This window comes from Actinoallomurus acaciae, assembly GCF_042429965.1.
GTDB classification, from domain to species: domain Bacteria; phylum Actinomycetota; class Actinomycetes; order Streptosporangiales; family Streptosporangiaceae; genus Actinoallomurus; species Actinoallomurus acaciae.
This window is the reverse complement of sequence record NZ_JBHLZP010000229.1, coordinates 1-19,946: the sequence shown is the minus strand read 5'-3', so window position 1 is coordinate 19,946 and position 19,946 is coordinate 1. Positions and strand designations below refer to the sequence as shown.

The 19,946-nt window shown below is 72.4% G+C and carries 17 protein-coding genes, 1 tRNA gene and 1 pseudogene; 9 read left to right on the top strand and 10 right to left on the bottom strand.

Going from position 1 to position 19,946, the window contains the following annotated elements; translation table 11 throughout:
• Positions 1–197, top strand: a pseudogene (locus tag ACFFNX_RS27035) (NrfD/PsrC family molybdoenzyme membrane anchor subunit); the annotation flags it as partial.
• Here the strand turns inward: ACFFNX_RS27035 and ACFFNX_RS27030 are convergent.
• The 3 genes from ACFFNX_RS27030 to selD form a co-directional block, all read right to left on the bottom strand.
• Complete coding sequence (locus ACFFNX_RS27030; RefSeq protein WP_378208105.1) at positions 184–918, bottom strand: LppU/SCO3897 family protein; 735 nt, start codon at positions 916–918, stop codon at positions 184–186. The pseudogene ACFFNX_RS27035 and the gene ACFFNX_RS27030 sit on opposite strands and share 14 nt — an antisense overlap.
• A gap of 184 nt (positions 919–1,102) precedes the next feature.
• Complete coding sequence (locus tag ACFFNX_RS27025) at positions 1,103–2,590, bottom strand: peptide MFS transporter (RefSeq protein ID WP_378208103.1); 1,488 nt, start codon at positions 2,588–2,590, stop codon at positions 1,103–1,105.
• Between the two features lie 62 nt (positions 2,591–2,652).
• Complete coding sequence (selD, locus tag ACFFNX_RS27020) at positions 2,653–3,639, bottom strand: selenide, water dikinase SelD (protein ID WP_378208100.1); 987 nt, start codon at positions 3,637–3,639, stop codon at positions 2,653–2,655.
• Positions 3,640–3,756: 117 nt separating this feature from the next.
• Here selD and ACFFNX_RS27015 point away from each other — a divergent pair, with 117 nt between their 5' ends.
• From ACFFNX_RS27015 to ACFFNX_RS27000, 4 genes are all read left to right on the top strand, one after another.
• On the top strand, positions 3,757–5,550 hold the full coding sequence (locus tag ACFFNX_RS27015) for an AMP-dependent synthetase/ligase (RefSeq protein ID WP_378208097.1): 1,794 nt from the start codon (positions 3,757–3,759) through the stop codon (positions 5,548–5,550).
• Between the two features lie 594 nt (positions 5,551–6,144).
• On the top strand, positions 6,145–6,483 hold the full coding sequence (locus ACFFNX_RS27010; protein ID WP_378208094.1) for a DUF6412 domain-containing protein: 339 nt from the start codon (positions 6,145–6,147) through the stop codon (positions 6,481–6,483).
• Positions 6,484–6,797: 314 nt separating this feature from the next.
• A complete protein-coding gene (locus tag ACFFNX_RS27005) occupies positions 6,798–7,490 on the top strand; it encodes a YidC/Oxa1 family membrane protein insertase (RefSeq protein WP_378208091.1) in 693 nt (230 codons plus the stop codon).
• A gap of 14 nt (positions 7,491–7,504) precedes the next feature.
• Positions 7,505–7,600 (top strand) — tRNA-Sec (locus ACFFNX_RS27000).
• 175 nt (positions 7,601–7,775) lie between these two features.
• Here the strand turns inward: ACFFNX_RS27000 and ACFFNX_RS26995 are convergent.
• Entirely contained in the window at positions 7,776–9,020 is a 1,245-nt protein-coding gene (locus ACFFNX_RS26995; protein ID WP_378208089.1) for an MFS transporter, read from the bottom strand.
• 100 nt (positions 9,021–9,120) lie between these two features.
• Between ACFFNX_RS26995 and ACFFNX_RS26990 the strand changes: the two genes are divergently transcribed.
• The 3 genes from ACFFNX_RS26990 to ACFFNX_RS26980 all read left to right on the top strand — a co-directional run bounded on the left by ACFFNX_RS26990 (position 9,121) and on the right by ACFFNX_RS26980 (position 12,569).
• Complete coding sequence (locus tag ACFFNX_RS26990) at positions 9,121–10,206, top strand: DUF5937 family protein (protein WP_378208086.1); 1,086 nt, start codon at positions 9,121–9,123, stop codon at positions 10,204–10,206.
• A 171-nt stretch (positions 10,207–10,377) separates the two neighbouring features.
• The gene (locus ACFFNX_RS26985; RefSeq protein WP_378208083.1) at positions 10,378–11,010 is read left to right on the top strand and encodes a guanylate kinase; all 633 of its coding nucleotides are present in this window, start codon (positions 10,378–10,380) and stop codon (positions 11,008–11,010) included.
• A 62-nt stretch (positions 11,011–11,072) separates the two neighbouring features.
• Positions 11,073–12,569: an NF041680 family putative transposase gene (locus ACFFNX_RS26980; RefSeq protein ID WP_378208081.1), complete on the top strand. Its 1,497-nt coding sequence runs from the start codon at positions 11,073–11,075 to the stop codon at positions 12,567–12,569.
• A gap of 210 nt (positions 12,570–12,779) precedes the next feature.
• Here the strand turns inward: ACFFNX_RS26980 and ACFFNX_RS26975 are convergent, their stop codons facing one another.
• The 4 genes from ACFFNX_RS26975 to ACFFNX_RS26960 form a co-directional block, all read right to left on the bottom strand.
• A complete protein-coding gene (locus ACFFNX_RS26975; protein ID WP_378208078.1) occupies positions 12,780–13,646 on the bottom strand; it encodes an RNA polymerase sigma-70 factor in 867 nt (288 codons plus the stop codon).
• On the bottom strand, positions 13,643–14,200 hold the full coding sequence (locus ACFFNX_RS26970; protein WP_378208075.1) for a carboxymuconolactone decarboxylase family protein: 558 nt from the start codon (positions 14,198–14,200) through the stop codon (positions 13,643–13,645). The genes ACFFNX_RS26975 and ACFFNX_RS26970 overlap by 4 nt, the downstream gene beginning before the upstream one ends.
• A 154-nt stretch (positions 14,201–14,354) precedes the next feature.
• Positions 14,355–14,945 carry a hypothetical protein gene (locus ACFFNX_RS26965; protein WP_378208072.1) on the bottom strand — a complete coding sequence of 197 codons (591 nt, stop codon included), beginning with the start codon at positions 14,943–14,945 and terminating at the stop codon, positions 14,355–14,357.
• 20 nt (positions 14,946–14,965) lie between these two features.
• On the bottom strand, positions 14,966–16,396 hold the full coding sequence (locus tag ACFFNX_RS26960) for a pyridoxal phosphate-dependent decarboxylase family protein (RefSeq protein ID WP_378208070.1): 1,431 nt from the start codon (positions 16,394–16,396) through the stop codon (positions 14,966–14,968).
• Positions 16,397–16,467: 71 nt separating this feature from the next.
• On the opposite strand from ACFFNX_RS26960, the gene ACFFNX_RS26955 reads away from it, so the two are divergent.
• A complete protein-coding gene (locus tag ACFFNX_RS26955; protein WP_378208067.1) occupies positions 16,468–17,475 on the top strand; it encodes a helix-turn-helix domain-containing protein in 1,008 nt (335 codons plus the stop codon).
• Here the strand turns inward: ACFFNX_RS26955 and ACFFNX_RS26950 are convergent.
• Both ACFFNX_RS26950 and ACFFNX_RS26945 read right to left on the bottom strand, forming a co-directional pair.
• Positions 17,472–18,416 (bottom strand): GNAT family N-acetyltransferase, encoded by a 945-nt coding sequence (locus tag ACFFNX_RS26950; RefSeq protein ID WP_378208064.1) that lies wholly within the window; start codon positions 18,414–18,416, stop codon positions 17,472–17,474. The two genes, ACFFNX_RS26955 and ACFFNX_RS26950, sit on opposite strands and share 4 nt — an antisense overlap.
• Before the next feature lie 207 nt (positions 18,417–18,623).
• Positions 18,624–19,574, bottom strand: coding sequence for a hypothetical protein (locus ACFFNX_RS26945; RefSeq protein WP_378208062.1), 951 nt, complete (start codon positions 19,572–19,574; stop codon positions 18,624–18,626).
• Positions 19,575–19,946: the final 372 nt, after the last annotated feature.

Below are 19,946 nucleotides of genomic sequence, written 5' to 3'. Positions count from 1 at the left end.
GCGCGTTCACGGCGGCGGGCGCGGCCGGGACGCTCGTCGCCGGCCGCAGCCGCACCGCCGCGGTGGTGTCCGGGCTCGCCCTCACCGGAGGCGCGCTCTGCACGCGGTTCGGCGTCTTCTACGCCGGCCTCGCCTCGGCGGAGGACCCCAGGTACACCGTCGTGCCCCAGCGGGCGCGCCGCGCTACAGGCGCTTGAGGCAGAGCAGGTAGCTGAGGGCGGTGTACTTCTTGTTCGTGGACGTGAAGTACGTCGTGTAGCCGGAGAGGCCACGGCACTTGGTCTTGTCGGTCGTGCCCATGAACCGCTTGAGCACCTTGTACTGCGCCGAGTCGCACTCTGTCTTGATCATCGTCAGGTCCGGGGCCTTGCCCGTGATCTTCACGCAGTCACCGGCCTGGACGAACATCGACTCGTCCTCCGTGGAGGAGCTCGACGGCGTCGGGAAGCCCGGGTCGGACGGCGAGGGGAAGGTGCTCGGCACGTCGGTCGGCACCGGGGACGTGCTCACCGCCACCGGGGGAGTGGGCTTCTTGTCATCGCCGCTGAGCGCCCAGACGATCGCCCCGCCGCCGCCCAGCAGCACCAGGACCGCCACGATCGCGACGATGATGATGGGCCCGGAGTTGCTCTTACCGGGCGGTCCCGGCGGCGGACCCCAGCCACCGGGGCCCATCGGGTCCTGCGGCCCGAAGCCGCCGGAGCCGGGCTGGCCCCACGGCGGCGGGCCGCCGGGAGGCTGCTGGGCGCCGTAGGGGGGCTGCTGTCCGTAGGGAGGCTGGCCGTACGGCGGCTGTTGCCCGTACGGGGGCTGCTGTCCCGGTTGCCCGCCCGGATAGGGCGGAGGCTGCTGGGGAGGATAGCCACCAGGCCCCTGTCCCCGCGGCTGCTGGCCGTAGCCCTCGGGTTGCTCATGCACGAACGGCCGCCCCTTCTTTCCCCGCAAAAACGTGTCCTCTTACCCAACTAGGACTCGCCTCGCTGCGCAAATTGTCTTTTACCTTTGACGGTGGTGTTTACCGTCTGGATCCAGGTAAATCGCCGAGATGTCCGAGTTTGGTCACGCGGCGACCGTTGCCCGTGCGGGGCCGTATCGGTGCAGGTCAGCCGTTTGCGGGGTGCTCGGCCATCAGGGTGCGCAACGGCCGGATTCCGGCCGCGAGGGCGGCGGCGGTCACGAGCGCGAGAATCGCCAGGGCCAGAAAGTAGGCCGGCTCGGACAGGACGGTACCGGCGAGCCGGGTCATCTGCCCGCCGACGGCGTCGCCCACGGCGATGGCGAGGTACCACAGGCCGATCATCTGACTGGCGAACGCCTGCGGCGCGAGCTTGGTCGTCACCGACAGCCCGACCGGGCTCAGGCACAGCTCACCCGTGGTCTGGACGAAGTAGGTGACGACGAGCCACAGTGCGGAGACCCGGACTCCGCGGGAGGCCTCGGCCGCGGCGAACATCATGATCACGAAGGAGACCCCGACGAGCACCATCGCGGCGGTGAACTTCAGAGGCGTGCTCAGCCGGTCGCCCGTCCGTACCCACAGGGCGGCGAACGCCGGGGCGAGCACGATCACCATGATCGGGTTGATCGCCTGCAGCCAGCTCGACGGCATCTGCCAGCCGGCCACCGAAAGGTCGGTCTTCCTCTGCGCGAACGTCGACAGCTCCGTGGCCGCCTGGTCATAGACCATCCAGAACACCGACGCCGCGGCGAAGAGCCAGATGTAGGCGCGCAGCCGGGCGCGCTCCTCCGGAGTGATCTCGTGGCTGCCGAAGAACATGAACACGAAGTAGGCCACGGCGACGCCGAGCGGGACGACGGCGACCGCCCAGGTGAGGTTGTCGAGGGTGAGCGTGCCGGTGGCCGCGCCGAGGAGGGCCACCGCGACGACGGCGGCGGAGCCGGCGAGAACGGCCGTGCGCAGGTGCCGCCGCTCCCGGTCGTCGAGCCGGCGGGACGGCCGCCCGTCGGGCAGGTGCCGCCGGCCGAGGGCGTACTGGGCCAGGCCGAGCGCCATGCCGGCCGCGGCGATGCCGAAACCGAGGTGCCAGGACACCTTCTGCCCGAGCGTGCCCACGACGAGCGGCGCGAGGAACGCGCCGAGGTTGATGCCCATGTAGAAGATGGAGAATCCGGCGTCCCTGCGGGCGTCCTCGTCCTCCCCGTACAGGTGGCCGACGAGCGTGGCGATGTTCGGCTTGAGGAGCCCCGTGCCGATGATGATCAGCACGAGCCCGAGGTAGACGAACCCCGCGCCGCCGGGGACCGCCATGGCGAGGTGCCCGAGCATGATGGTGACGCCGCCGTACAGGACGGACGGGCGCGGCCCGAGCACCCGGTCGGCGACCCAGCCGCCGGGCAGCGTGACCAGGTAGACCATGGCCGAGTACACGCCGACCAGCGCCTTGGCCGTGCCGTCCGCGAGCCCGAGGCCGTGCTGGGCCGTGGGGGCCGCGAGGAACAGCACGAGGATGCTGCGCATGCCGTAGAAGCTGAAGCGCTCCCACATCTCGGTCAGGAACAGGATCGCGAGCCCCCGCGGATGGCCCAGGAAGCGGCGTTCGCGGCATGCGTCGGTCGCCGATGCGGCCATGCGGTCTCCCCCGAATCTCCGCAGCGGCCATGAGAGTGTGCCTGCTTCGTACCCTCGGCGATCTATCCGCGAACGATCAGGGTGTGGCTTTCCCTCCCGATGAGCTCGCCGATGACCGGGGCGCCCGGGATCTCACCGGCGACGAGGAGCCCGCCGGAGGTCTGCGCGTCGGCCAGCAGCAGCCGGTCCTCCTCCGTGACGCCGCCGAAGTCGGTGTGGGGGCTCACCCAGTCGAGGTTGCGCCGGGTGCCGCCCGAGACGAAACCGTCCCGCACCGCCTCGCGCGCGCCGTCGAGGTAGTCGACGGCGGACGAGTCGACCACCGCGGTGACCCCGCTCGCCCGCGCCATCTTGTACAGATGGCCGAGGAGTCCGAAGCCGGTGACGTCGGTGGCACAGGCGTGGCCGCGGTCGAGCGCGACCCCGGAGGCACCCGCGTTGAGCGCGGTCATCGCCGCCACGGCCTGGGGGAAGACCTCACCGGTCGCCTTGTGCCGCGTGTTGAGCACGCCGATGCCCAGCGGCTTGGTCAGGGAGAGCGGCATGCCGGGGCGCCCGGCGTCCAGGCGGAGCAGCCGCGCCGGGTCGGCGAGCCCGGTCACGGCCATGCCGTACTTCGGCTCCGGGTCGTCCACGCTGTGCCCGCCCGCGACGTGGCAGTGCGCCTCGCGCGCGACGTCGAGCCCGCCGCGCAGCACCTCGCGGGCGAGCTCCATCGGCAGCGTGTCACGCGGCCAGCCCAGGAGGTTCACGCCGACCAGCGGACGGCCGCCGACGGCGTACACGTCGGAGAGGGCGTTGGCCGCGGCGATCCGCCCCCAGTCGTACGGGTCGTCGACGACGGGCGTGAAGAAGTCGGCCGTGGCGACCACGGCGTTGTCCTCCTCGATCCGCACGACGGCCGCGTCATCGCCGTCGTCGAGGCCGATGATCAGGTCGTCCGGGGGGCGGGCGTCGATGAGCCCGGCGACGACGGACTCGAGCTCGCCCGGCGGGATCTTGCAGGCGCAGCCGCCACCGTGGGCGTACTGCGTGAGCCGATACTTCATGAGGGCCCTCCGCGTCGGTGTTCCACGACGGAACTTATCGCGTCGGAGCCCTTGTCCGAACTGCGCTCTACATGGTGCGATGCTGCACTGTAAGCGAGCACTGACATCGGAGGCGTCATGGGCGTGCTGAAGGAGCGGGCCGAGGTCGAGAAGGCGATCGCGGGCACCACGGTCGCCGACGCCCTGCTGGAGACGGCGACGCGCCATCCGGACGCCCCCGCCTTCACCCAGGGCGATGAGACCCTGACCTGGTCCGAGGCTCGGGAACGGGTGCTGCGGATCGCCGCCGCGTTCACCGTGCTCGGCCTGGAGCCCGGCGACACCGTCGTGCTGATGATGCCCAACCGCACCGAGCACGTCCTGGCCGACCTCGGCGTCGTGCACGCCGGCGGCATCCCGACCACCCTGTACGCGACGCTGGCGCCCGAGCAGATCGCCTACGTCGCCGGCGACTGCGGCGCGCGGTACGCCGTTCTGGACGGTCCGTCCCAGGTCGAGCGCTGGGCGCCGGTCCTGTCCCGGCTGCCCGGCCTGCGGGCGGTGATCGTGCTGACCGACTGCCCGCCCGGCGACCCGTACCTGTCGTGGGAGTCGTTCCTGCGCCTGGGGGAGCCCGGCGGCGCCGCGCGGTGGCGCGACCTCACGCCGGACTCCACGCTGACCGTGCTCTACACCTCGGGCACGACCGGTCGCCCCAAGGGCGTCATCGTCACGCACCGCATGGCGCTGTACGAGTGCCGCGTGTCGGATGACACCTCCGAGCTTCCGGAGGGCAGCGTCGGCGTCTCCTACCTGCCGTTCGCCCACATCGCCGACCGGGTGCTGAGCATCTACCTGCCGGTCGTCCGCGGCACGCACGTCTACTTCTGCGCCGACCCGTCCCGGCTCGCGGCCACCCTGGCCAGGGCACGGCCGCACGGCTTCTTCGGCGTGCCCCGCGTGTGGGAGAAGATGATGGCCGCCATCCAGGCCGTCCTCGCCGCGGAGCAGGACGACGCCCGGCGCGCCGCGGTCACCGCCGCCATGGACGCCGGGCGGGCCTACGTCGAGTCGCGAGAGTACGGGCGGGAGACGAGCCCGGCCGTGCTGGAGGCGTTCCAGCGCGCCGACGAGACCGTGCTCGCCCCGATGCGCGCCCTGATCGGCCTGGACCGCGTGCGGCAGACGCTGAGCGCCGCCGCGCCGCTGCCGCTCGACGTGGCGCGCTTCTTCGCCGGCCTGGGCCTGTGCATCCTCGACGTGTACGGGATGACCGAGACGACCGGCGCGGCCACCGCGAACCGGCCGGACTCCTTCAAGCTCGGCACGGTGGGGCGGGCGATGCCGGGCATCGAGCTCCGGATCGCCGACGACGGCGAGATCCTCATCCGCGGCACCACCTGCACGCCCGGCTACCTCAACCTCGCGTCGGCCGAACTGCTGGACGCCGACGGATGGGTCCACACCGGCGACCTGGGCGAACTCGACGACGACGGCTTCTTGAAGGTCGTCGACCGCAAGAAGGAGATCATCATCACCGCGGGCGGGGAGAACATCGCCCCGTCGCTCATCGAGAACCTGCTGAAGGAACATCCCCTGGTCGGCCAGGCCCTGGCGTACGGCGACGGGCGGCGGTACGTGGTGGCCGTGCTGACGCTGGACGGCGAGGTGGCCCCGGCCTGGGCCGCGGCGCGCGGCATCGAGGGAGGCCTGGCGGACCTGGCGTCCCATCCGCTGGTCCTGGAGGAGATCGCCCGCGCGGTGGAGGAGGCCAACGGGCGGCTGGCCCGCGTACAACAGGTCAAACGCTGGCACCTCCTGCCGGACGAGTGGACCACGGAGAGCGAGGAGCTGACACCGACGCTGAAGCTGAAACGCCGGGTGATCCACTCCAAGTACGCCGACACGTTCACGGCCATGTACGAGACCTGACCGGCCACGAAGGCCGCGGCCACACCATCCGGGAGCCCGCCGACGACCCGGCGCGCAAGGCACGAAGCTCAGCCCGCTCCCCGCGGGCGAACGGTCGACCGCCGAGCGTCGACGACGGGACCGCGAGAATGCGCCCACCCCGAAGTACGAAGCACAGACCTGCGGCGGACGACGGACGGTCGGCCGCCGACGACGGGACCGCAAGAGGCGCCCACCCTGAAGACGGAAAGCACACCCCTTCGACCACCCGCCGCTGAGGATGCGCCCACCCAGAAGGCGCGAAGCACGGCCCCTCGGCGAACGGCCGACCGCCGACGACGGGACCGCAAGAGGCACCCACCCGGAAGACGGAAAGCACACCCCCTCGGCCACCGGCCACCCGGAAGGCGCGAAGCACAGCCCCTCCCGACCGCCGAGGACGGGATCGCTAGAGCGCACCGGCCCTGAAGGTCCCGTCCGCCATCGGCGGCATGCGAAGGGTCCTGCCGGGCGCCTGGCCGCGGCATCGCTCGGCGGGCGGCTCGCCTTCCCTGATCGGCGGAAATTCCCGGAATCAGCGGGAACCAGGTGGAATCGGGGAACGTCTGTAGGGGCATGACCCGGATCCTGGCCGTCGCCGTGGCGGTCCTGATCGCGGGCTGGGACGCCGCCGACGCGCTCACGCCGTCCGGGGTCCTGCTCGCCGCGGCGGCCCTCGCCGTCGCCGGACTGGTGCTGCTCGCCGCACGCCGTCCCGCCGTGCGGCCCACTCCGGAGGTTTCCGCGCGGTCGGTGTCGCTGCGCTCCCACGCCCGTCGTACCGCCATCGTGCGCCTGTGCGACCCGGACGCCGCCGGCCGCCCACGCCCCCGAGCACCGTCGGCCGGTACGCGGACCGCCCAGCGTCTGTTTCACATGGTTGCGGGGCTTGCGGGGCGTCGTCGCGTCGTCTGATCGGTTCCGTCCTGCCCTGCGTGGTGCCCCTGTGGTGTTCGGCCGGGCTGGTGAAACATCGTGGCTGCGGACCATCCCGGGCCACCGCCGGATGCGGCTCGTACGTGGGCCGTCCAGCGTCTGTTTCACGTGACCGCCGGGCTTGCGGGGCTTCGCCGTGTCGTCTGACCGGTTCCGTCCCGCCCTGCGTGGCACCACCACGGTGCTCGGCCAGGCCGGTGAAACACCGTGGCCGCGGGACTCCCCGGCCACCGCCGGATGCGGTCCTTTCGCCTGTCCTCTCCCGAGTACGAGCCGAAAGGTCTCCTCACCGAATGTTCGCACTGTTCGACGCCGCCGTCGGCGTCGCGTATCACCTCGTCACCGGGCTCATGTCACTGCTGGAGCCGGTCACGGGCGGCCTCAGCGCCGCCGTCGCCATCGTCGTCTTCACCGTCTGCGTCCGCCTGGCGCTGCTGCCGCTGAGCATCCGCCGGGCACGGGCGGGCCGGACGCGTCAGCGCCTGGAACCCCAGGTCGGCAAGCTCCTCGAACGCCACCGCGCCGACCCGGTCCGCGCGCGTCAGGAGGTCGGCGCCCTCTACCGCGCCGAAGGCACGTCGATGTGGGCCGGGATCGGACCGGCGCTCCTGCAGATGCCCGTCTTCTCCGTCGTCTACCGCCTGTTCCTGTCCCCGGCCGTCGGCGGCCACGCGAACCTGTTGCTGGCCCACACGCTGTTCGGCACACCGCTGGGCGCGCGCTGGCTCCTGTCCGCGGGCGCCTTCGGCCCGCACGGCCTGGTGTTCCTGGGCCTGTTCGCCCTGCTCGCCGTCGTGGCCTGGTGGACCTCCCGGCGGGTGCCGGCACCGCCGGGGGCCCTCGGCCGGGTGACGCGCGTCCTGCCGTACGGCACCCTGCTGTTCGCCGCGTACGTCCCCCTGGCCGCCGGCCTGTACCTCCTGACCACGACCCTCTGGACCGCGGCCGAACGCGTCACCCTGTGGCGCACCCCGGCCGAGGCCTGAGTAGGCTCACGACCGGAGGCGGGAGGGTGCCTGGTGGCCCCCATGGTCTTCAAAACCACTGCACGACGCTCAGCGCCGTGGGCGGGTTCGATTCCCGTACGCCTCCGCCACCTTCTCCGATGCCGTACGGACCAGCGCAAGCGCGGTGGCGTGTGCGTTTGAGGATCGAGTCACCTGAGCGCCGCGTTCGCGGCCTCTCGCTCCGGCGGCACCCCCAGGGCCGCAGCGTCCGTCGCGAGGCCACCACGATCAACGAGTGGCCGGAAGCTGCCTCCGCCGCCTCCTCTACTGCCGCGCTGACCAGCGGAACCGCGATGGTACGCGCCTGCGTCGTGTCCCCCGGTCCCCTTCGGTGGCGACGGCCGAGGCAGAGAGGAGCGTCGCGGCGGCGAGGCCGCCCCACAGCGCGGCCGGGCCGTGGGGCGCGAGGGCGGTGATGACCGCCGGGGAGACGGCGAGGCCGAAGCCCGTGGAGAGCTGGAAGCGGGTGAGGGCGCGTCCCAGGACAGGGGCCGGGGCCAGGGTGGTGACGAGCGCGGTGGCGCTGCCGGCATAGATGATCTCGCCGAGGGTGCAGAGCACGGACACCGCGGCGACGGCCGGGGGACCCCAGCCGGGTCCCAGCGAGGTTGCGGCGAGGAAGCCGAGGTAGGACGCGGTGACCACCACGCCGGCGATCGCCAGCACGGACCGGCGGGGGAAGCGCGACATCAGGACGGTGACCGGAACCTGCAGGGTGACCACCATCACCGTGTTGGTCACGAAGATGGCCGCCGGCCACACCGGGGAGGCGTGCATCTGCGTCACCAGGACCAGCGGGAGCGCGACCTCGGTGACGTTGAGGCAGAAGACGTAGATCACGTTGGCGGCCAGCAGCGTGCGCATCCGGAGGGTCGGCTCGTCCTCGTCCTCGGCCGTGTCGGCGGCCGGATGGGCGTGCACGTGGACCGACCACGCCAAGGCCGCCGCGGCGAGGTAGGCGAGCCCGGTCACGCCTGCCAGCGCCTGCAGTGCGGTGGTGCCGGCCGTCAGGCACGCGGTGGCGAGGAGTCCACCGGCGCCCAGGCCGGCGTTGCGCAGAGAGCGGCCCGCGGCGAGGGCGGCGTCGCGTTCCCGGCCGTGGGCGACCGTGGCCACGAGGGCGGCGTGCGCGGCCGGCCATGCCTGGTTGCCGATGCCGAGGAAGAGCGCCGCCGCCGCGAACGGCCAGACGTGTCCCGCCGGGGTGGTCAGCAGCAGCGCCACGCCCAGCACCCGTACCAGCATCGACGCCGCCACGACCGTGCTGCGCGCGCCCCGGTCCAGCCATCGGCCCACCGCGGGCATGCACACCAGACCCGCGACGGCGCCGACCGCCATGGCGGTGCCGGTGACCGGCGCGGACAGCCTCAGCACCGTCACCCCGTAGAGCAGCAGAAAGGGCCGCAGCAGGCCGGTGCCGAGCGCGTCCACGGCCAGGGCGACGGCGTAACGGGGGCCGCCGGAGGCACGGAGAAGGGCGCGGGGCCGGATCATGGTGGTGGTCGCCATGGGGCCCACGGTCGCGTCGGGCCGCCGGACGCGGCACGTCGGTTGACGGACATCGTCAACCGACGCCGCCGCCGGCCCTCCGACCAGCGATGATGGGGGGATGACGCTGCGCATCGACATCACCGGGCTCCCGGCCGAGCGGCTGCGGTTCGCCGCCTCCCCGCTGGCCGAGCTGACCGCGATGCTGCACGTCCTGGCCGAACCCGGGCATCACCCGCGGCTGGCCGGCTGGGCCGGGGACGTCTGGGCCGGGCTGCCGCCGGAGCTGGCCGAGCGGTTGCGGGAGGCGGAGTTCCTCTGGCGTTCCTCACGGGCCGATTTCCTGGTCCCCGCCCGGCCCCGGCAGACCCTCGCCGAGGAGCTGGACGATGTGGACCGGATCGACGACGAGACCTACGTGAGCGCCGCGCTCACCACCACGTGCGGCAGCAACCGGGTCCACTTCGCCGCGGCGTCGCCGCTCGCCGACGCGACCGCGCGCGAGCGGGCCCTGGACCTGGCCCAGGCCCGCGGCGCGCTGCAGGAGGCCTTCGCGGAACGGCTGCTCGCGGACCCGGCCGCCGTGCGGGCACGGGTGCGCCACACCCTCCAACAGTGCGCCGGGGCCTTCTTCGACGCCGCCTGGACGGGCGTCGCCGTGCGGCTGGCCACCGACCTGCGCCTGAAGAACGACCTGCGCAAGCGGCAGGGCATCGGGGCGGCACTCGCCTCGGTCTCCGGCGCGGTCACCCTGGCAGAGGACGGCGACCGCATCGTCGTGGACAAGCTGCAGGACAGGACGACCGCCGCCGACGGCACCGGGGTCACCTTCATCCCCAGTGACTTCGGCAGCCCGCACCTGGTGGTGATCCACGCGCCCGGATGGCAGCCGGTGGTGCAGTACCCCGTGCCCGAGCCGAGCCCCGCAGAGCCGGTATCGCTGGAAACGGTCACCCTGCGGCTGGAGGCGCTCGCCCATCCGGTACGGCTGCGGCTGCTGCGCACCCTGGCCCGCGGCCCGCACACCACCGGCGAGCTGGCCCACGCCTGGGAACTCTCACCCCCGGAGGTCTCCCGCCACCTCGCCGTCCTGCGCCGCGCGGGCCTGCTCACAACCCGGCGGCACGGGCGTTACGTCCACTACACCCTCAACGTGCCCGAGCTGACGACGCTGGGCACGGACCTGCTGGCGACCGTCCTGCGCTGAGCGGCCGCGGCGGGCATCGTCCACGTCATCGGGCCGTCATGGCGCGGCCGACCCTCCCCGATACCCTTGGCCTTACCGCCGCGCGCCCCCGCTGACCTCGCGCGATGACATCTCCCGGCGGGGCGGGTACCCGCCGGGGCGTCGCAGAGCACAGATCGAGGGAGCGAAGGAATGACACACCTGGACGCGCGGCCGCCGCTGTTCGTCATCTCCGGGCCCAGCGGGGCCGGGAAGGGGACGGCCCTGCGCTTCCTCACGGAGCGGTCCCTGCTGCGACGCGTGCCGACGTACACGACGCGTGAGCCGCGCGAGCACGAGACGCCGGGCGTCGACTACAACTTCGTGACCGAGGGCGAATTCTTCAGGCTGCACGACGAAGGCGTGATCTTCGAGTACACCCGCACCTACGCGGCCGGCTACTACGGCTCGCCGAAGTGCCTGCTGACCGGGGACGACCCCGACGCCCTGCTGGTCGAACTCGACCCCAGCGGCCTCGTCCGGGTACGGACCGCCTCGCAGCGCCGCGTGATCGGGATCTTCGTCACCACCTCCTCGGAGGAGGAGTTGCGGCATCGGCTGCTGCTGCGGGGCCAGGGCGGCGAGGCCGCCCAGCGGCTGCGCATCCGCACCGATCAGCTCACCTGGGCCTGGGTGTACGACTACGTCCTTGTGAACGACGACCGGGAGTGCTTCTTCGACGACCTGGAGATCGTCGTCCGCGCCGAGCTGATCAAGAACGAAGGCGCCAGGCGGATGCTCGACCTGAAGACGGAGTCGAATCCCACGCTCCAGGAGGGCGATTAGCTTGAGTTTTAACCCTTGGTGGGTGGTGGCGGACCCCGGTTGATCATGAACGAAGCCCTTGGTTGATCATTTCTCTTGCGACAGAAGAACGATCACACCAAGGGCTTCAGTTGATCAGTGTGCATGATGCCGGCCTGGCCGGTGAACGCGGGGACCTGTCCCGCTTCCGTTCGGAGTTCTACCGGTGCCTGACCGCGCGGGCGGATGCGTTGTTCGAGCTGACCGATGCGGTGTTGTGCGCTGATGGGCCGGTCCGGTCGTTGGCAGGATTATCGCTGGTCGGTGAGCATCGCCGGGGGCACGGCGGGTTGTATGCGGGTCTGGCTGGGGGTCGGGTGGATGCCGACCGGCTCCGGCGTGCGGTGATCGCCGGCCCGCTTCCCCGGGCCGCCGGAGGCCGGCTGGTGCTGGCCATCGATATCACCTGCTGGCTGCGCCCTGAGGCCCACACCTCGGCCGGGCGGATCTTGTGCCATGTCTACGGGCGCGGCAAGGACCAGCACATGGCGGTTCCCGGCTGGCCGTATTCCGTCGTCGTCGCGTTGGAGGCCGGACGCAGCTCCTGGAGTGCGCCCCTGGACATCCAGCGACTCACACCCGGCGATGACGCCGCGACGGTGACTGCCAGGCAGCTCCGCCGGGTCGTGACCGATCTGATCACCGCGGGGCATTGGCGGCCCGGTGATCGCGACATCCTCATCGTGGCCGACGCCGGCTACGACGGCCCCCGGCTAGCGTTCATGCTGTCCGACCTACCGGTCGCGGTGCTGGTCCGGATGCGTTCGGACCGGGTCCTGCGCCGCCCAGCCCCACCCCATCACGTGGGCCAGACGGGCCGCCCGCGCCGCCACGGCGGTGAGTTCGTCTTCGGTGACCCGGCCACCTGGGGAACTCCCGACATCACCACCCACACCACCACCCGCCTCTACGGGCCGGCGTCGGCCCGTGCGTGGAACCGGCTGCACCCGCGCCTGACCCACCGCACCGCCTGGACCGCCCACGCCGGGAATCTGCCGATCCTGGAAGGAACACTGATCCACTTGCAGGTGGCGCGCCTGCCGAGTGGAGCGGTCCCCAAACCGGTCTGGCTGTGGCATTCGCGCATCGATATCGATCCGGGCGAAGTCGACCTGCTCTGGCAGGCGTTCTTGCGCCGCTTCGACATCGAGCACACCTTCCGCCTGTTCAAACAGACCCTCGGCTGGACACGCCCCAAACTGCGCACACCACAAGCGGCCGACCGGTGGACCTGGCTGATCCTGGCCGCCTACACCCAGCTCCGACTGGCCCGCCACCTGACCGCCGACCTTCGCCGCCCCTGGGAAAAACCCGCCGAACCCGACCGGCTCACACCCGCACGAGTCCGCCGAGGATTTCGGCACCTGCGCAGATACACAGCATGTCCAGCCAGCGCACCAAAACCATCCCGGCCCGGCCCCGGACGACCACCCGGAGTCCGCAACCGCCACCCAGCCGACCGCCACGACGTGCACACCAGCACTAAAACGACGACCAACAAAGCCAAGCCGAGCACTCCACGCCCGCGCCGCACAGGTTAAAACTCAAGTTAGGGCGTGTTTCAAAATCCCGCCCTCCGGGACACTCCCCGCCCAGGGACACTCCCCGCCCTCCCAGGGGGGGGCGCCGACCCCACTTCCATTGTCAAGCCACCCCACAGGCCAAAGGAAGACCGCACGCACGGCTGTGGAAAACCCACGGCCCAACCGAGACAGGCCCGAGGGGCCGGTCCAGGGCGACGTACGAGACGCTCATGTCACGCGGAAGGCCGCCAGGTGCCGCAGCTTGTCCGGGTTGCGGATCAAGTGGATCTCGGTGATCCGGGCGTCCACCACCTCCGCGCAGGCGACGGTGTCCGGGCGGCCCGCGGCGGTGAACAGGATGCCGGGGCGGCCGTTGACGTTCACCGCCTGCGGCCGGCGGTCGGTCATCGGCGTGGCGATGACGGCGGCGAGGAACCGGGCGACGTTCTTCGCGCCGCGCTGTGGGCGGACGGCGGCCTTCACCTTGCCGCCGCCGTCGCTCCAGGCCGTCACGTCCGGGGCGAGCAGCTCCATCATCCGGTTGAGGTCGCCGCCGACGCAGGCGGCCAGGAACTCATCGGTGACCTGCCGCTGCACCTCGGGTGGTGTGTCGTAGCGCGGCCGGCGGGACTGGACGTGCGACCTGGCCCGGTGGCCGACCTGCCGTACGGACGCCTCGCTGTGCTCCAGCATCCCGGCGATCTCCCGGAACGAGAAGCCGAAGACCTCCTTGAGCACGAAGACCGCCCGCTCCAGCGGCGAGAGGGTGTCGAGCACGACGAGCATGGCGAGTGAGACCGACTCGGCCAGCTCCACCTCCTCGGTGGCGTCGGGCCGGGTCACCACCGGCTCGGGCAGCCAGGGGCCGACGTACTGTTCGCGGGTGACGGCGGCCGACGCGAGCCGGTTGAGCGCGAGGTTGGTGATCGTACGGGTCAGATAGCCGACCGGGTTGTCCACGGGAGTGGACACCTGACTGCAGCGCAGCCAGGTGTCCTGCACCAGGTCCTCGGCGTCGGCGACGCTGCCGAGCATCCGGTAGGCGATGCCGAACAACATGCGCCGGTGCTGCTGGAAAGTGGTCGCGTCGATCACGCCTGCGACGGTACCGCGCAGGCGTCCGAGAAGCCCTGGCTGGTCAGGCCGAAGGCGCTGTTCATGCGCGAGCGGAAGTTCTCCAGGGCGACCATGGCGGTCAGCTCGACGAAGGCGGCCTCACCGAGCCGTTCGACCAGGGCGGCGGCGAGCTCGTCGGTGACGCGGGGCTCGGTCTCGGTCATCGCCTCGGCGTACTCCAGGACGAGGAGCTCCAGCGCGGTGAAGGCGTCCTGGTGGTCGCGCCACTGCGGAACCTTGGAGATCTTCTCCATCGGGAGCCTGAGGGCGTCGGCCTCCCAGTGACCGAAGTCCATGCACCACGAGCAGTTGATCCTGGCCGCCGCCACCATGACGGCGATGTGCTTGAGACCCGGGTCGAGGCTGTTCCACTTGGCGGCGCCGCGCTCCTGCCGGACGTAGGCGAGCAGCACCCGCGCGTTGTGGCCCACGGCCAGGCCGGGGTCGAGCACCTTGCCGTAGGTGCGCCGGGAGTACCAGGCGCCGATGCGGTTGAGCAGGGTGTTGGGCGGAGTGAGGGAAATCCGGGTCATGGCAGGTTCTCTCCATCGTTGTCGCCACCGGTGACTCGGGCTTGTGCCGAGCGGGCCTTCCGAAGGCCTCCGCAGGTGTGACAGATCGGCCCGCCGGAGTGTGACATCCGGTGCGTTCTCTTTTGACGCCCCTACACGTCCTCTTTTGACGCCCCTACACGTCGTGCTCGCCCTGCGACGGCCGTGGCGGCGTGACCTGCGTGATCGTCGCGGTGCCGGCCACCGGCCGCCCCTCGTGCATGGTGATCGGCGCGCCCGGTGCGAGGTGTCTCCAGTCGGCCGGGGTGAGGGGGGCGAGCCGGATCGAGCCGCGCCCGCCGGGTGGGATCTCCGGTGCGGACTCGACCCAGAGGCGCGCCACGTGCAACCCGGGGTCCGTGCCGAGGGCCCACATCGGACGCAGCTCTCCGGCGCCGGGGACCGGCCGGCGGCGCCCGCCGGCGGCGTCAGGCGGGACGAGCCGCAGTTCGGCTCGGATGACGCCGTGGCGAGCCTCCCAGCCGCGCCATCGGTACCAGGCCACGTCCCGCTCCCTCCCCAGCCGCCCGGCGGCCCGTTCGAGCAGGGACCAGAACTCACCGGTCTGCCACGAGGACTCCGGGAGGTCGCCGAGGATCCCGAGAGCGGAGTCCCACTCGGTGCGGCGCAGGTACTCCCGGGCGTCGTCGGCGGAGAGCCCGGCGTCGCACCGCGCGCCGGCCGGGACGAGGTCGCAGGCGCGAGCGAGAAGCCCGAGAAGATCCACGCTCCGATTCTCCCGTCCCGTCACGGGCGCGTCGTGGAGCGGGCGCGCGCGTCGTTCACGGCGTGGACGAGCGCGTCGATGTCGGCGGTGGTGGTGCGGTGGCTGATGACGCAGGCGCGCAGGGCGGCGCGGCCGTCCAGGGTGACGGGACTGATCCAGGCGCGCCCGCCGGCCACGACCGCGTCCGCGAGGCCGTCGTGGTGGGCCTGGGACGTGTCGTGGGGATCGGCGAAGCAGACGACGGGCAGCGGGGTGCGGTTGACGATGGTCCAGCCGGTGTCGGCGAGCCGGCGGCGGAGGGCGTCGGCGAGATCCGCGTCGTGTTCGAGTTGGGCCGCGTAGCCGGTCCGCCCGGCGGCGGCGAGGCTGAGGAACAGCTTCAGCCCCATGAACCGGCGCGACCACTGCTGGCTGGAGGTGTACGGGTCGACGGTGTCGGGGACGGCGCCCGGCATGTAGGTGGTGGTGACCCGGAACGTCTCGGCGAGCCCGGCGGCGTCGGTGCACAGCAGGGCCCCCGCGCCCATGGGGACGCTGAGCCACTTGTGCGCGTCCACCGTGATCGAGTCGGCGCGCTCGATGCCGGTCAGGGCCCCGGCCAGCCGATCGGACAGCGCCGCGGCGCCGCCGTAGGCGGCGTCGGCGTGCAGCCGCAGGCCGTGGGCGGCGCAGAGATCGGCGAGTTCGGGCAGCGGGTCGATGACGCCCGCGCTCGTGGTGCCGGCCGTGGCGACCACCAGGAAGGGCAGCTCGCCGGCCCGGCGGTCGGCCGTGATCATGGAGGTCAGCCGGTCGAGGTCCAGCCGCAGGCCGGCGTCGACCGGCACGAGGCGGACCGCGTCGCGGCCGATGCCGGTGGCGTGCGCGATCTTCAGCCAGGCCAGGTGGCTCTCGGCGGACGCGTACAGCACCGGCCGGCCGGGCAGCGCGCGCAGTCCGCCGGTGCCGTACCCGGGCCAGGTACGGGTCAGCGCGAGCAGTACGGCGGTCAGGTTGGCCTCGGCGCCGCCGCTGGTGAACGACCCGGCCACCTCCTCGGCCGGGTACCCGAGCCGGCGGCCGAGGAAGCGCAGCAGATGCGCCTCGATCTCCACCGCCGCGGGGGAGTGCGACCACGCCGCGAGCTGCGGGTTGGTCGCCGCGGCGAGCGTCTCACCGACAACGCCCATCAGCGTGGGCGCCGGGTTGAACAGTCCGAAGTAACGCGGGTGCGCGGTGTGCACACGCGCCTCGCGCAGCAACGCCATGACCTCGTCGACCACCTCCTCCGCGGGGAGGGGGGCGGCGAAGTCGTACGCGCTCACCGTCTTGCGCAGCGCGTCCACGTCCACCGGCCGGCTGACCGGCCGGGCGGGCAGCCGCGCGTGTTCCTCATCGAGCACCTCCACGACATGCCGCCACAGCCGGGCGGCCGCCTCGGCGGATGGATCGAGGAACGACTCATCACTCATGAGCCTCAGCCTCGCGGTGGTGTGCGCAACGGCCAAGTGGCGGGAACGACAACGATCGCTAAATTCATGACATGAACACGCGCGCGCCCGCCCACACGGTCGCACTCGCCGTCACGGACGGAGTGCCGATCTTCGAGCTCGCCATCCCGTGCGAGGTGTTCGGCTACCCGCGGCCCGGCCTGACCGACACCTGGTACGACTTCCGGGTGTGCGCGCCCGCCGGCGACACCCGGATCGCGGCGGGCTTCGCCCCCGTCACCGAGTACGGCCTCGACGGCCTCGCCGGCGCCGACACCGTCGTCGTCCCGGCGTGCCACAGCGTGCACGACTCCCAACCCGCCGAGCTGGTCGCGGCGGTCCGCGCCGCGTACGACGACGGCAGCCGGATCGTGTCGCTGTGCTCCGGCGCGTTCGTGCTCGCCGCCGCGGGCATCCTCGACGGACGGACCGCGACCACCCACTGGATGCACGCCGACCTGCTCGCCCGCCGCCACCCGGAGGTACGCGTCGACCCGTCCGTGCTGTACACCGACGACGGCGACGTGCTCACGAGCGCGGGCACCGCGGCCGGTCTCGACCTGTGCCTGCACATCGTGCGCACCGACCACGGCGCCGCGGTCGCGAACGCCCTCGCGAAGCGGCTCGTGATGCCCCCGCACCGCCCCGGCGGCCAGGCCCAGTACATCGACGCCGGTCCCGCCCCCGACCACGCCGACGAGCTCGGCCCGCTCCTGGACTGGGCACGCGAACGCCTGGACCGGCCGCTGACCATCGCGAATCTCGCCGCACGGGCCAACCTCACCGAGCGCACCCTCATCCGCCGCTTCCGCGCCGCGACCGGCGCCGCCCCGATGACCTGGCTGCGCAACATCCGGCTCGACCACGCCCGCGCCCTGCTGGAGACGACCACGCTGCCCGTCGACCAGATCGCCGAGCGCTCCGGCCTCGGCAGCCCCGCCAACCTCCGCCACCACTTCACCCGGACCGTCGGCGTGTCGCCCAGCACGTACCGCCGTGCCTTCTCGGTGAGGCCGCCGGAGACGAGCGTGACCCGGCTCCGGCGGCCACGGGAACGCTAATCCCACGTCATGTCGAGCTGGTGCTCGGACGCGGGGTAGCCGGCCCGCGCGAACGCCTCGGCCATCGGGGTGTTCCCGACATCCGTCGACGCCCGGATGCGGTCCACGCCCTGCGCGGCCAGGATCCGGGTGCCCTCGCCGAGTATCGCGTCGACGTACCCGCGTCCGCGGTGTGCCGGGCGTACGCCGATGTAGGCGATGATCGGGTTGTAGCCGTTGTGCGCCGGGATGACGAACCCCACCGGCTCGCCGTCCGGCAGTGTCGCGATCCGCCACCACTCCCGCGGGCTCCGGTAGCCGGTCAGCTCGTCCCCGTACTGCGCCTCGGCCGCCGCGCGGGCCGTCATGCGGGTCAGGTCGGCGCGGCCGTGGGCGTCGAGTGTGCCCTCCAGCACCTCGGCCATCAGGCCGATGAGCTCCTCGGCGGCGCCGACGGGGCGGAAGACGAGCCGGCCGTCCGGCTCGGGGACGGGCCCGCCGCGCCGCCACTCCATCCGCAGGCGTTCGACGAGGGGCCGGGCGCCCAGGTCCTTCAGGACGGACCTGCGGTCCTCGACGGGCTCGCGCAGGCCGGGCGACTCGCGCCAGTCCGGCGGGACGATGCGGACGTACTCCGGAACCGGGCCGTCCGGCGGGACGATCTCGGCCATCGCCGCCCTCAGCAGGCGGGCGCCGACGTCGAGCCGGTCCGGAGCGGTGTCGTCGAGATCGAAGACATCGAGGAGGAACGGCGCGTCGTGGTGCGGGCGGCACCACCACGCGGCCCGCGCGACGAGGCGGTCGCCGCGCAGGGCCACCCACATCCAGGAGGGTCTGCGCCGCCCCCCGGCGAGGTCGGCCGCGAGCTCATCGTTCATCTGATAGGGGAGCCGGGTGAAAAGCGGGAGTTCGCCGGGCCCGGTGAGCGGGCGAAGGGTCAGGTCGTTCTGTTCTACGGTCAAGGCACTCTCCGGTGGAGACGTGCGCCCGTCCGTGCCGGGATCAGTGGTGGTCCACGTCCCGGGAGGGGCGGAGCGCGGTGATCGTGGGATGCATCGGCCGGCCCTCCTTTCGTGCGTCGTGGGCCTCAGGTGAGGCCGAACGCCAGTCCTACACGCGGCCGGAGCCCGTCGGCAAACCCTTTTCCGCGGCCACCAGATGATCGTCCGTCAGCCGAACCGGACGTTCGCCAGGGCCGTGCGGGCGACCCGTTCGACCGTGCGGGTCGCGGCCGACGCGGAGCCCGGGGCGATGAGGCGGACGGTGACGATCACGTTGGCCCGGCGGGCGATCAGATCGACCGTCGTCAGGCCTATCCCGCCGGTGCCGTCGATGATCTCCCGTGCCTCGTCGGCGAGGCCTCTCACCGGAGTGGCGGTCCGGGCCGGGCGGCGGGCCCCGGCCACCGTACGGCGAAAGCCGTCGTGCGCGGTCGCGCCGGCGCTCTCGAACGGGCCCTTGCGGGTCAGGCCCAGACCGACCGAGAAGGTCCCGACGACGCCGCTCCTCCAGGTGCAGCCCTCCTGACGGTCGATGGGGCCGAGCAGGAGCAGGTCGGCGTCGGGCGTGCGGTCGCCGGGCGGGAGGAGCGCGTGGGCGGTCGGGGCGAACATGGTGCACAGGCCGGGCAGCCGCCCGGCCTCGTGGCGCCACGGCCACGACGGATCGTTCCACGGCGCCTCCATCGCGGTCAGCAGCGCGAGGCACACGACCCACACGGCGCCGCCGGCGGCGACGACTCCCAGCCGGGGGCGTGCGGCACGTACGGGATGGCCGCTGCGCCGGGCCAGTTCGGCCACGGCCGCGTCGAAGGCCGGGTCGGCGCGGTGGCGGAACCGCGCGGGTGCCAGGAACACGCGGGGCCGGTCGGTGATGACCTGCACCTTCTCCAGGAGGAGCCCACGGCGAAGCTCGACGCCCGTGACGTCCGCCCACGGGATCGGCGGGGCGGCGGCGCTGTGCGGCCATCGCGCCTGCAGGCCCGCGGCGGTGAGGGCGAGCCGGCTGCGTGCCAGCACCGTCGGGTAGACGGCGAGGGTGGCACCCGTCGTGACCGCCATCACCATCGCGGGGGAGTAGGCGAGGAACGCCGCCCAGAGGCACAGTGCCGTGGCGGTCACCGCCAACGCGCTCCACACCGTGCACCAGCACCGGAACCGGCGCGAGGAAGCCAGAATCACCGAAGCCACGGACCTGTCTCGGGAGTTAACCACCGCGTCGAACATTGTCATATATCTTGTCATTTCGCCCGTAAGGAAAAGGCCGGGCGAGTCGCACTCTCTCGGCCGCGCCGCCGCGGACCGGGGCCGCGGACGTCATGACACGCCGAGTCAGGGCCGCCCGCCCCCGCGTGCGCCCCGCTCGGCTCGTCCGCCGGCCCTCGCTACGATCGCGGACGACATGAGCGAGCGGAGCGAGCGAACCGGAAGGACGGCGCGCGCGGCTCCCGCGGCGCGGGAGGGGCTCGTGAGCGCTTCCGGTGACCCGTCCCC